This window comes from Pseudomonas sp. UF-293 (genome assembly GCF_058245595.1).
On sequence record NZ_JBSICA010000003.1, the window covers coordinates 342,184 to 354,979 of the forward strand.

10 protein-coding genes are annotated in these 12,796 nt (G+C 57.4%); 8 read left to right on the forward strand and 2 right to left on the reverse strand.

The window, feature by feature from the left end; translation table 11 throughout:
• Positions 1 to 85: 85 nt before the first annotated feature.
• Positions 86 to 1,024, forward strand: a complete 939-nt coding sequence (locus AC4IHP_RS06295; protein WP_490831207.1) for a LysR family transcriptional regulator — start codon at positions 86 to 88, stop codon at positions 1,022 to 1,024.
• Positions 1,025 to 1,159: 135 nt separating this feature from the next.
• Here the strand turns inward: AC4IHP_RS06295 and AC4IHP_RS06300 are convergent, their stop codons facing one another.
• Both AC4IHP_RS06300 and AC4IHP_RS06305 read right to left on the reverse strand, forming a co-directional pair.
• On the reverse strand, positions 1,160 to 2,611 hold the full coding sequence (locus tag AC4IHP_RS06300) for an NAD-dependent succinate-semialdehyde dehydrogenase (protein WP_235868230.1): 1,452 nt from the start codon (positions 2,609 to 2,611) through the stop codon (positions 1,160 to 1,162).
• A gap of 124 nt (positions 2,612 to 2,735) precedes the next feature.
• Positions 2,736 to 3,527: a hypothetical protein gene (locus tag AC4IHP_RS06305; protein ID WP_197679442.1), complete on the reverse strand. Its 792-nt coding sequence runs from the start codon at positions 3,525 to 3,527 to the stop codon at positions 2,736 to 2,738.
• A 581-nt stretch (positions 3,528 to 4,108) separates the two neighbouring features.
• On the opposite strand from AC4IHP_RS06305, the gene AC4IHP_RS06310 reads away from it, so the two are divergent.
• The 7 genes from AC4IHP_RS06310 (at position 4,109) to AC4IHP_RS06340 (ending at position 12,794) form a co-directional block, all read left to right on the forward strand.
• Positions 4,109 to 4,933 carry an SDR family NAD(P)-dependent oxidoreductase gene (locus AC4IHP_RS06310; RefSeq protein WP_490831208.1) on the forward strand — a complete coding sequence of 275 codons (825 nt, stop codon included), beginning with the start codon at positions 4,109 to 4,111 and terminating at the stop codon, positions 4,931 to 4,933.
• Between the two features lie 41 nt (positions 4,934 to 4,974).
• The gene (locus AC4IHP_RS06315; RefSeq protein WP_490831209.1) at positions 4,975 to 6,426 is read left to right on the forward strand and encodes an aldehyde dehydrogenase family protein; all 1,452 of its coding nucleotides are present in this window, start codon (positions 4,975 to 4,977) and stop codon (positions 6,424 to 6,426) included.
• 91 nt (positions 6,427 to 6,517) lie between these two features.
• A complete protein-coding gene (locus tag AC4IHP_RS06320) occupies positions 6,518 to 7,306 on the forward strand; it encodes an HpcH/HpaI aldolase family protein (RefSeq protein ID WP_490831210.1) in 789 nt (262 codons plus the stop codon).
• 119 nt (positions 7,307 to 7,425) lie between these two features.
• Positions 7,426 to 8,403 carry a ketopantoate reductase family protein gene (locus AC4IHP_RS06325; RefSeq protein WP_490831211.1) on the forward strand — a complete coding sequence of 326 codons (978 nt, stop codon included), beginning with the start codon at positions 7,426 to 7,428 and terminating at the stop codon, positions 8,401 to 8,403.
• A gap of 210 nt (positions 8,404 to 8,613) precedes the next feature.
• A complete protein-coding gene (locus tag AC4IHP_RS06330) occupies positions 8,614 to 9,735 on the forward strand; it encodes an MBL fold metallo-hydrolase (protein ID WP_490831212.1) in 1,122 nt (373 codons plus the stop codon).
• Positions 9,736 to 9,959: 224 nt separating this feature from the next.
• Complete coding sequence (locus AC4IHP_RS06335; protein WP_490831213.1) at positions 9,960 to 10,406, forward strand: (2Fe-2S)-binding protein; 447 nt, start codon at positions 9,960 to 9,962, stop codon at positions 10,404 to 10,406.
• A gap of 129 nt (positions 10,407 to 10,535) precedes the next feature.
• On the forward strand, positions 10,536 to 12,794 hold the full coding sequence (locus AC4IHP_RS06340) for a xanthine dehydrogenase family protein molybdopterin-binding subunit (RefSeq protein ID WP_490831214.1): 2,259 nt from the start codon (positions 10,536 to 10,538) through the stop codon (positions 12,792 to 12,794).
• The last annotated feature ends 2 nt before the right edge of the window (positions 12,795 to 12,796 follow it).

Sequence of the window (12,796 nt, forward strand, 5' to 3'; positions counted from 1 at the left end):
TCAATCTGCCGGTGAGACTTACAATCAACAAGCGATGAATTGCGGACTATCATTAAGCAAAACTGGATAATCAAAGGGCCGTCCGATGCCGCATCCACGTTTCACCCCGCGTCAGCTGGCTGCGTTCGTTGCAGTGGCGCAGGCAAGAAGTTTTCGCAAGGCTGGCGAGCAGTTGAGTCTTTCAAGTTCTGCGGTCAGCCAGTTGGTAGGGGACCTGGAGTTGGCGGTGGAGCTTCGTTTGTTCGATCGAACGACGCGCAGCGTCGTCCTTTCCCCGGCCGGAAGGGAGTTTCTCCCTTCGGCGACGAGCGTTCTCAAACACATGCAATTGGCACAGAACTCCGCTGACGACATCTGCAATAGAGCGTCGGGGGTCGTTCGGATTGCGGCTCCACTGATCATGGCCAGTTCGGTGCTTCCGGCGCTGATCAAGGAGTACACCCGAACGCGGCCCAAGCTTGTAATCCGGATACGCGACGCACCCGTGGATGGCCTGGTGGATAGGGTGAGCAATGCAGACGCCGACTTTGCTATTGGCGCAGATCAGCCGGTGGGGGATGACATCGTGCGCAAGGATCTTTTCAAGAGTCCCTGGGTGCTGTGGTGCTCGGCAAGCCATCCGCTCGCCGGATATCAAAGCATTCCGTGGAGCCAGTTAAGGCACCAACCACTTGTTGTCGCGGGTCGCGACTATGAGCGCACCGTCGCGCTCACTCACGGGGGAGAGTTCGAGCAGGGACGAATCATGCCCGTAGACATTGTCGAGAACGTCAGTACGGCGTTGGGGATTGCAGCACAGGGCATGGCAGCCACACTGGGCCCAGCATACGTGGGATTACTGGCCCGACTGCTCGGTTTGACGATGCGGCCAGTTGTTCAGCCAGAAGTCACCAGACAGGTATGTATTTACCATTCAAGCACACGTGCGATGTCTCCGGCAGCACAAGGTTTCTGTGAGTTTTTGGAGGAGCAGCTCAAAGGCAACGACGAGCTGGGGGTAGGAGGTGTCTGGCGATTGAGGTGACGCGTTTACGAGGCGAACATGAGCCTTCGCGCATCACGAATTGGCAGGGTTGATATGTGGTCAGCAAAATAGCCGTCGTAGGGCTTCGGGCGCATAACGCGCCCGCGCTTTTAGAGAATGGCGAGGCCTGTTGGCTTACAGGCCGCCCAGCGCCATGTATTTAATTTCGAGGTATTCCTCGATACCGTTATGGCCGCCTTCCCGACCCAGGCCGCTTTCCTTGACACCACCAAAAGGTACTTCGGGGGTGGAGATCAAGCCTTCGTTGATACCGACGATGCCGTACTCCAAGGCTTCCGCCACACGGAAAACGCGGCCCAGGTCCCGGGCGTAAAAGTAGCTCGCCAGGCCAAACGGGGTGTCGTTGGCGAGGTCGATGGCTTCTTTCTCAGTCGAGAATCGGAATAGCGGGGCGACCGGACCAAAGGTCTCATCGCGGAAAATCAACGCGTCTTTCGGAACATTGGCCAGCACGGTAGGTTGGAAGAAATTGCCGCCCCTTGCGTGTCTGGCACCGCCGGTGATGACCGATGCCCCTTTGGCCAAGGCATCGTTGATGTGCTGTTCGACCTTAAGCACGGATGCCTGGTTGATCAGCGGTCCTTGGGTGGCTCCCTCTTCCATGCCGTCCGCCACGAACAAGGCTTCCACGGCGACTTTCAATTTTTCGGTGAAAGCATCGTAAACGCCATCCTGAACCAGAATGCGGTTCGCACACACACAGGTTTGCCCGGTGTTACGGAACTTGGACGCCATGACACCTTTAACTGCCTCATCCAAGTTTGCGTCATCGAAAACGATGAAGGGCGCATTGCCGCCCAGTTCCATGGACGTTTTCTTGATGGTCTTGGCGCATTGCTCCAGCAGCACACGGCCTACTTCGGTCGACCCGGTAAAGGACAGCTTGCGTACGATCGGGTTGCCGGTCAGTTCGCCACCGGTTGCACCTGAAGGGCCGGTGATGACATTACAAACGCCTTTGGGCATGCCGGCGCGCTCGGCGAGCACTGCAATGGCAAGGGCAGAAAAAGGCGTCTGCGAGGCGGGGCGAATAATACCGGTGCAGCCTGCCGACCAGCCGGGGCCAGCTTTACGGGTGATCATCGCTGACGGGAAATTCCACGGTGTGATGGCAGCGAAAACCCCGATCGGCTCTTTGGTGATCAAGACACGCCGGCCCGGCACGTGCCCAGGCATGGTTTCGCCATACACGCGGCGCCCTTGCTCGGCAAACCACTCCAGGAAACCAGCCGAATATTCGATCTCTCCCTTGGCTTCCGCCCAGGGTTTGCCTTGCTCGGCCGTCATGATGGTAGCCAGGTCGTCTTTGTGGATCAGCATCAATTCGCCGATTCGACGAATGATTGCGCCACGAGCCTTGGCAGTCATGGCGCGCCAGGCCGGGAGCGCTGCTCCGGCGGCCTCGATTGCCCGGCGGGTTTCTTCCGCGCCCATGGATGGGACAGTGCCTACGAGCTCACCTGTCGAAGGGTTGCGTACCTCAATCACGGCACCGCTATCGGCGGACACCCACTGACCGTTGATGTAGTTTTGGTTTCTCAGCAGCTCAGGGTCGTTGAGGGTGATCTTATTATTTGCATTAGACATTGGAGTATCCCTTGAATAATTATTTGCAGTCCTACCCGACCGCGGCGCTGTTTACGATGTGCTCACAGCACGGGGCGCTATCGAAACGGCGCGGCTAACGTCTTTAGAATTGCGGGAAGACCACACAAAGCAGCTCGGTTGGCTCGAGCGCGCGCATGGCGACGGGACCTTCGTTTGCCAGCAATTCGAAGCCGGTCTCAGGGCCATATTCATCATTGCCAACGGCGAGTCGGCCTTTTGTGAGGTAAAGAACCTGGAGGGAAGGGTGCTGGCCGGCCCCGAACACAGCGTTTGCGTCTAGTCGAACAAAACCGATGCGCATGTTCCGTTCGGTAAAGGTGCCGAGCCACTTGACCGAGACACCTTCCGAACCTTCTGGCAGCCAGTCAAAGGCATCGGGGTTCATTGCGATCACATCGGTATAGCGAGGCTCGGCGAACTGCAATTTGCGCCCGGTCGCATGTTCGAAGCAGGCATCGGAGCCGTCCATGCTCTGCTCGTTGCCGTTCTCATCCTTCCAGTAGTAAAGGCCTTTCCTGAACTCGCCTTTCTCGTTGAGGATCGCATTTGTCGCTTCACGCTGGGCGACGCTCAGGTAGCCGAAGCCGCTGGCGCCGCCGAGTTGCAACACCAGCGTCTCAAGCCCCTCGGAACGATCTTGGGGGCCGTAGGGAACGCTTTCCGGGAAGTAACCCACCCAGCCTTGTTTAAGAAACTGGTTCTCGCCGTAAGGCAGGACGCCTTTGATGACGTAGCGGATCTGATCGAAATTATGGCGATGACGCGGCGTTCTCCAGCCCCCGGAGCCAGCCCGACCCATGTTCAAGTCGTAGTTGTTGGGTGAACCGTCTTCGCCAAACAGCAGATGCTTTTGCGCGAGCTTGCCTTCACGCATGGTTCCAACCATTTCACTGTTCGTGTCTGCAGCCTTGCCTACTCGCATTTTTCATTCCTCGTTTAACTGAATGTTGGTCGTGGCTGGATTATTCAATCCTGTCAGCGGGATGTTTTTCGGCGCCCGTGTAGTGCAGGGAATCCCAAGATCGATTTGTGACCACCAATTAAATATATCCCGCACTGTGAGATATGGTCAAATTTTGAATTGAGCGGTATGCCGCGCTGACGTTGTCGGCTTTTTCGTTGGCGTTTCACGGTGGAGATGAGTTTAAGAAAAGGATATGAGCGAGAGGAGGGGCGTTATTGAAGCGTTTTTAGTCGTAATCCATGGATGTCGATTGTCTTGACAAATCCCACAATTCGACATAATTCTATTCGCAAGTTGATGGTTTCATCGTTTTGCGTCAGTCGTCGATGACCGGGGCTTATGGGGCAGGGCGGGCAGTTGCCGGTCACGCACCTTGATCAGCGGTTGAGGGCGAAGAGGATGTTTGTGTTCTGCCAGGGCCAAGCGTGACTCACAGCAACTTAAAAATAAGGTCCCTAAGGCCTCACAAAAAATTCAATCCAGGAATAGATATGAGCGAATCATCCATTACCCACGCCCCCGCCGACTCCGGCGTTCCGCTGCAGGCCCGTGATTTCAGCGTCAAGGAACTGGTTGTGATCATCACCGGTGCGGGCCAGGGCATTGGCCGAGAACTTGCCCGGCAGTACGCGGCGGCAGGTGCCTTTCCGGTTATCGCTGATCTGAATCTCGACAAGGCGGCTTCGGTCGTGCAAGAAATTGAGGTTGCGGGCGGTCAGGCGATGGCCGTGCAAGTCGACGTGGGTGACAAGGCCTCGGTTGACGCCATGGTCGCGCAGGTCCTGAAGGTTCATGGGCGTATCGACGTCTTGATCAATAACGCATCCATTTTCGCAGCCTTGGAAAAATGCGCGTTCGATCAGATCCCCTATCAGCAATGGCAGAAGGTCCTGCACGTCAATATCACTGGGACCTATCTGTGCGTATGTGCCGTTGCTCAGGCCATGCGTGACGCGAAATTCGGCCGAATCATCAATATTTCCTCAGACGCCGTGCCCCGCGGCACGATGAATTACCTGCACTACGTCACGTCGAAATCGGCGCTGATCGGCATGACCAACTCGCTTGCTCGAGAACTCGGACCACACGGCATCACTGTGAACTGCATTCGTCCCGGTAGCGTTGCCACGGAAGTGGAGCGGGTCGCCAATCCGACAGTTGAGCTGCGTCAGCGCGCGGCAGCGTTGCAGTGCATTCCCCGTGGAATGCTGCCCACCGACCTTGTCGGAATCATGTTGTTCCTGGCCACCCCGGCGGCGTCGTTCATCACCGGCCAGACCATCGCCTGTGATGGCGGCTACACCCACAGCAGCTGATTCCAGACGCTCGCCGCATAACAGTTGGAGGCACCCGCAAGATGAAGGATTACGCCAAGTTCTATATCGACGGTGAATGGGTAGAGTCCGCAACGCCCCATCGGCAGGAGTTGATTGACCCGACCACTGAAGAGGTGTTTGCGACAGTCGCCATGGCGACCGTTGAAGAAGTGGATTCCGCGGTTGCCGCGGCTCGACGGGCATTCAAAAGCTACTCGCAGTCTTCCCTTGATGAGCGTTACGACCTTATCACCCGCATCATCGAAGCCTACGAGCTGCGCGTCGATGATTTCGTCCAGGCCATTGCGCAGGAGGTAGGCATTCCTCGTAGTGCCCGGGCTCAGGTCATGGGGCCAATCGAACATATGAAGGTGGCTCGGGACCTGCTTAAAACCTACGAGTTCGAAGCTCGGATAGGCAACACGATCGTCCGTCGCGAACCCCTGGGCGTGTGTGCGCTGATCTCACCGTGGAACTGGCCAGTCCAGACAACCGTCATCAAGTTGATCTATGCGTTGGCCGCAGGTTGCACGGTTGTGTCCAAGTCCAGCATCAACTCACCTGTCAGCGCAATTCTGCTGGCAGAGGTGCTGGATAGCGCGGGCGTACCCAAGGGCGTTTTCAACATGCTCAATGGCTCGGGCCGTGTGATCGGCGAGGCGATGTCGAGGCATCCCGATGTCGACATGATTTCCTTTACCGGATCGACTGGTGCAGGTGCCCAGGTAGGCGAAGCAGCGGCACGCACCATCAAGCGCGTGTGTCTGGAGCTGGGCGGGAAGTCAGCCAATATTGTGCTTCGAGACGCTGATCTGGAAAAGGCCGCACGTTGGAACGTGCAGCGCTGCTTCTTCAATACGGGGCAATCGTGCCACGCACCGAGCCGCATGCTGGTGCATGAAAGCCAAGTGGAGCAGATCATTCCGTTTCTGGCTGACGAAGCAAACCAGTTCCGTCTAGGGGATCCGCGTGATCCTTCCACAACGATGGGCCCGATTGTCAGCCAGGCTCAATTCAATAGCATTCAGCGTCACATCCAGGCGGGAATCGATGAAGGTGCACGGTTGATCGCTGGCGGTCCGGGACGCCCCGAAGGCTTTGAGCGTGGCTTCTTCACTCGCCCTACCGTGTTTGTCGACGTGAGGCCGGACATGAGTATTTGCCGCGAAGAGATTTTCGGACCGGTCCTGGTGGTGGTGCCCTATTCCTCCGAGGCGCAGGCACTAGAAATCGCCAATGACTCGCCTTATGGATTGGGTGGCTATGTATTTGGCGGGGACCGGCGCAAAGCCTATGAGTTTGCCAGCGGCCTGCGGGCCGGGCGTGTTTGTTTCAATGGCGCGGCGACTAACTCTTTGACCCCAATGGGGGGTTACAAGCAATCCGGAATCGGTCGCTCGATGGGGGTATTTGGGTTGGAAGAGTACCTGGAAATCAAGTCGGTCTATGGATTTGAAGAAGAGGCCGCGACGCTACCGTCATTGAAGGCCTGATACCCATGCTCCATCCAGGGCCACGGCACTACAGTGCACAGCCTGGCAATAGTGCAGTGCTTGCCTATGAATCTTTTCAGAGAACAAAAACATGAATGCTTCGAATGCGTCACTCAGAAACGGGGTCAAAGAAAAGCTCGCCAGGGGCGAGACGGTGTATTCGATGACATCTCGGCTCGTCAGAACCTTTGACATCGCCAGCATTGCCTATACGGCAGGTTTCGATTCGATCTACATCGACATGGAACACAGCAGCTATTCCCTGGAAGCTGCTGGGCAAGTATGCATGGCGTGTCTCGGTCTGGACGTAACTCCATTCGTGCGCGTGCCCAACACAGACCCGCACTTCATCGCGCGCGTGCTTGACTCCGGCGCCTTGGGCATCATTGTTCCAAGTGTGCAGTCGGCGGAAGATGCCAGGGCTATCGTACGAGCGGCCAAGCATGCCCCGCTGGGCGAACGGTCGGTGGCCGGCGCGCCGCCGCAATTTCACTATCGATCCCTGCCCGCAGTAGACGCTACGCAGCAACTCGACGACGCGACGATGATTATTGCCATGATCGAATCGTTGGAAGGTCTTGAAGCGGTTGAGGAAATCGCAGCAGTAGAAGGCGTCGACATCCTGCTGGTGGGGGCCAACGATCTCAGCAGCGCCCTCGGTGTGTCTGGCGAGATGGACCATGAACTGGTGCGTAACGCCTACAGGCGCGTGTTGAATGCCTGTCTGGCGAACAATAAGGTTCTCGGTGTAGGAGGGTTGGGCAGCCGGCCTGACTTGATCAAAGAGCTTGTGGCGCTGGGCGCACGGTATGTTTCAACCGGCAACGACATCTCATTTCTTCTTGCGGCAGCGATCCAGAAACGCCAACAGTTTGTGTAACCCGGCCGATCTGCAACCAAGCCTCAACTACTATTGGTACTGCACGAGGGTAGGGTGACTCAGGGGTCGTTGCGATTGCCTTTAGTCGCCCACCGGAGTGCGTTCAGCGGAGCTGAAGAATGAAAGTTTGCGTTTACGGAGCCGGCGCTGTCGGCGGGCATATTGCAGCGAGACTTGCTGAGGGTGGGGCTGAGGTTTCCCTGGTCGCCCGCGGTGAGCATTTGGCGGCCATCCGCGCAAATGGATTGCGGGTGGAAACAAAAGACGGCGTTTTCGAGAGTCGGCCAGTCGCCACCGATGATCCTGCATCGCTAGGGCAGCAGGACGTTGTTATCGTGTCGGTCAAGGCTCCGGCACTGCAAGGGATCGCGGCGGGAATCAAGCCTTTGCTGGGTGGCGATACGCTAGTTTTGTTCGCCTTGAACGGTATTCCGTGGTGGTACCTGCAAGGCCAGGCCGGCATGCTCGAAGGCGCATCGCTTCCACGAATAGATCCAGAGTCACTCTTGTCAAACGCAATTGGTCCGGAGCGCACAGCGGGCGCAGTGGCTTATACAGCGTGCACGGTGATTGCGCCCGGCGTGATCAAAGCTGAAAATCCACGTAACCGCCTGATTCTCGGGCGTCCAGACGGAAAGTCGGATGAGCGCCTGGTTGCTTTAGCAGCGTGTTTGGTTGCGGGGGGGCTGGAAATTGAAGTCACTGACAGGATCCGGGACGCTATCTGGACCAAGTTGGTCATCAACTTGACGGGTGGGTCGCTGGCCATTTTGACGGGATCGACGATGAAGCAGGCCCTGGCAAGCCCGGCGATAATCAAGACTGCCCAAGCGATGGCTCACGAGGCCGCCGCGATCGCCCGCAAGCTGGGTTGCGATCCGGGAGATGTCGAGGAGGGGCTGCGTCGATTGGCCGTTTCAACGCATAAGCAGAGCATCCTGCAAGACCTTGAATTGGGTCGCTCGATGGAAGTCGACACGATACTCAGGGCCCCGCTGGAGCTCGCACGGCTGGCAGGCGTCGAGACCCCTGCTCTTGATCTGGTGGTTGACATGGCGGTGCAACGGGCGAGAGCTGCCGGTCTATACGACAACTAAATCCGAAAAGCCGCGCCGATGGTCGGTGCGGCGCTCCCGTCAGCAAAGAACCTCCCCGCCGGTTGATTGATCAGCTACATGCATAGCACCAATTGCCCTGGGCGACCTGTTTGAGAGTCGTTACCTGATACCGTGTTTGCTTGCCCGAAAATTATTTCTGACACGCTCCCCCACGGATCAATATTGCGTCTCTCAATGAATAGGACACCCATGAAAATACGTGCACGCCGGGTACTTTTGGTATTTACGGCTCTCATCGCCATGTTTGTCATCGGTGTGTATGTTTTTCTTCAATCGCCTTTGTTTGGAAAATTGCCCGAAGGCGAGCGCCTTGCCCGTATCGAGCACTCGCCCCATTACACCGACGGGGCGTTCCGGAACCAAGTAGCCACGCCGCTGCACACGGCCGGCAGTTCAGAGCTTTCCATCTGGATGGATAGTTTTTTCGGCGAGAAGGGCAAACCGCGCCCCAGCAGCGTGTTGCCTTCGGTGAAAACAGATCTCAAGACACTGGATATCAATCAAGACCTCGTAGTTTGGCTCGGGCATTCGTCGTACTTTGTCCAGCTCGCGGGCAGAAGGATCCTGATCGATCCGGTCTTTAGCACTAATGCGGCACCGATTCCCTTGGCGAACGAGGCTTTTGAAGGCACCAGCGTCTACTCGGCAGACGATGTGCCCCAGATCGATGTCCTATTGATTACCCATGATCACTACGATCACCTGGACTACCCGACCATCACGGCGCTCAGGTCCAAAGTCGACCATGTCGTGGCGGGGCTGGGCGTAGGGGCGCACTTTGAAGCCTGGGGATATGCGAAAGCGAAGGTAAGTGAGGCCGACTGGTATGAGTCGGTCTCCATCGATCGGAACCTGACCCTTTACGCGACCCCTGCCAGACACTTTTCCGGACGTACGTTTACCCGGGATAAAACACTGTGGGTTGGTTACGCGCTGGTGTCACCGCAGCGACGAATCTTTTTTAGTGGCGACTCCGGGTACGACAGTCACTTCTCAGAGGTCGGTCGGCGGTACGGTCCCTTTGACTGGGTGGCATTGGATACCGGGCAGTACGACCTGCGATGGGCGAACGTCCATATGAATCCCGAACAGGCCGCTCAAGCCGCTGATGATCTTGATGCCAAAGCGTTCACGCCGGGGCATGTAGGCAGGTTCAGCATTGCACCTCACGACTGGGATGATCCGTTCAAGCGCGTAACGGCTGCAAGTGAAGGCCGTGATTATGCACTCTGGACCCCTATCATCGGTCGTGCGCTCTATCTCGACGGCCGTCCGCAAGCATTTGAACGATGGTGGGAAACGCTCCAGTAAACCAGGGGCGTCCAAATTGCCATTTATTTATCTCATTAATAGGACCTAGCGAACTGGCTCACGTGGTTCGCTTGCGATTCCGCAAACGGGCCCAGTAGGGTAGGGACTTGTCAAAAAACCATGTTCAGGCGGGTCTCTTTCGCGAGAGGTGACTTGCCAATGACTGTCTGTCGGGCGCGCTCGTCCGGGATATTTACACTGTTTCAGATCGAGGCATTTTTACAATGGAACTCAACGTAAATGGCACTGTGTACGAGGTTGAGGCGGACGCAGATACTCCGTTGTTATGGGTGATTCGCGACGAAATTGGCCTCACCGGGACCAAGTACGGATGCGGATTGGCTCAATGCGGTGCCTGTTCGGTAATGGTGGACGGCGTGCTGATTCGCTCATGCGTTACGCCGGTTGAAGGTGTGAAGGGCAGACAAATCCGCACAATCGAAGCTATTGAAGACGACGAATTGGGCAAACGCGTAGTGACTGCCTGGGTCAAGCATCAAGTCGCCCAGTGCGGCTATTGCCAGTCTGGCCAAGTGATGGCTGCGACTGCGTTATTGCAACGCATTGCCAAGCCTTCACAAAGCGATATTGCCGCGGCGATGACGAACCTTTGCCGTTGCGGCACCTATAACGCGATCAAGGCCGCCGTCGATGAGCTTGCCGGTGCTTGAGCTCCCGCAATCAGATTGAGCTGCGGCGTGCCTGGCGATAATTCAGGCAGCCAATCCTGACGTCCTTGAGCGAGGGCGAGGTAGGTCTGCGGTCAGGCCGAGCATTGAATGCAAACAGAAGGGAACACCATGTCAAAACTGGATGATTCAATCGCCGAGCACGGCGTACTCTCCGGCGCGCAACCCGTGAACGTCTCTCGCCGTCGTTTTTTGCAGGCGTCCGCTGGCGTCACGGCAGGTGCGCTGGTTATAAGCTTTGGCATTCCTCTTGGCGCGTTGCGGGCTGCCGAGCGCGCCCCAGCGTTGCCGCCTGGCACTCGTGTACCGGCGTTCCTGGAGATCCGCCCGGATAACACCGTTCGCTTGCAGAGCCCCTTTATCGAGGGCGGGCAGGGTATTTTCACGGGCATGGCACAGGTCGTGGGAGAGGAACTCGATGTAGACCCAGCCAATTTTCTGGTGGAGAACGCAGCGCCCGGCAATGACTTCAAAGTCATGGAGGGGGGCATGCGCTTCACGGGCGGTAGCCGGTCGATGCGCGCGAGCTACATGACCATGCGCCGACTGGGCGCATCGGCGCGCCTGATGCTATTGCAAGCCGCGTCGTCCCACTGGAAGGTGCCTCTGGCGCAACTGACTACTGAACCAGGGCGGGTCATTCATGCTGCTTCCAATCGATCGATCACCTACGGTGAACTCGCGCCGCTAACGCTCGATTTGCCCACTCCCGATCCGCAAACCGTTACCCTGCGCGACCCTGCCACATTCCGCTGGATCGGTAAGCCGGTCCAACGAATAGACGTCTACGACAAATCCACTGGCAAGGCGCAATACACCATTGATACTCGTGTCGATGGCATGCTCCACGCTGCGGTGCAGCATGCGCCGCGGCTGGGGCTGCAAGTGGGGCAGGTGCGCAACGAGGACCAGATCAGAAACCTCAAAGGCGTTCACTCGGTGCACCGTCTTGAAGGGGCAGTGGCGGTGGTTGCGCAACGCTGGTGGGTTGCCAAGCGCGCTGTCGAGGCTCTGCAAGTGGAGTGGACCGAGCCGAGTGGCGATTCAAAAGTGCGCTACATGCCAGCTGATTTCGACACTCAGGCCTACGTGGAGCAGTTGAGTAAAACCACCGCCGCTGGGGATGAGGCCGAACGTGAGGGCGACCTGCAGCAAGGGCTGGCCGGTGCCAAAAAAGTCGTCAGTGCGACATACCATACCCAGTATCTCAACCACGCCCAATTGGAGCCGCCGTCGGCGTTGGCGCGCTTCGACGATCAAGGCAAGCTTGATCTGTGGTTGCCTAATCAGGCTCCCGATCTGTTTTTGGCGGATGTCGCCAAAATCACCGGTCTCGACCCTGCTGCAATTACTCTCCACTCACCCTTGTTGGGTGGTTTTTTTGGTCGGCACTTTTTGTACCCGCATGCATCGCCTTATCCCCAGGCGATCCAATTGGCCAAAACCACAGGCCGTCCGATCAAGGTGATCTGGAGTCGAGAGGAAGAGTTCTTGCGCGATGTGCTTCGGCCTTCAGCGGTCGTGCGTTTTCGCGGCGGACTGGATGAACAAGGCATGCCCGTGGCTCTGGAGGCGATCAGCGCCACGGAAGGGCCCACCGAGGGCATTGCAAACAAGCAAGGGGAAAAAATCGACCCTACTGCCGTCGAGGGGCTGACAGGAAAAAAATACGCCATCCCTCATCGTCGGATCGCCCAACTGTATTCGCAGACCCCGATCATGCTGGGCTACTGGCGCTCGGTAGGGAATTCCATCAACGATTTTCTTTATGAAGCGTTTTTGGATGAGCTGGCGGATGCCGGCGGCCAGGATCCGTTTGAGCTAAGAGCCAAGTTGTTACGGGATGACAAGCGGTTGAGCAACTTGCTGCAAGCTGTGGCCGAGCTGTCTGGCGGCTGGAAGCGCGGGCCATTCATAGCTGCAGATGGTACCAAGCGAGCGAGGGGCGTCGCGATGGCGTCCCCGTTTGGTACGGAAACCGCAGTGATCGCTGAGGTATCCATCAGCAACGGAGGGGTGAAAGTTCACGACATCTGGCAGGCCATCGACCCGGGTAGCATCGTCAATCCCGCCATCATCGAGGCCCAAGTCAACTCCGCCGTGGCGCTTGGCTTGTCTCAAACCCTGATCGAACAAGCCATTTACAAAGATGGGACGCCGGTAGCGCGCAATTACGACCTCTACCGCATTCTCACACCGGAGATGATGGCCAATGTCCATGTCCGCGTGGTTGAAAGTGGCGCGCCAATGGGCGGAATCGGCGAACCGCCTCTGCCTGCGGTGGCACCGGCGGTTGCTAACGCCGTCTCGCGACTGACCGGTCAACGAATTCGCAGCATGCCTCTATCGCAGTACCGCTTCGACACCTGATG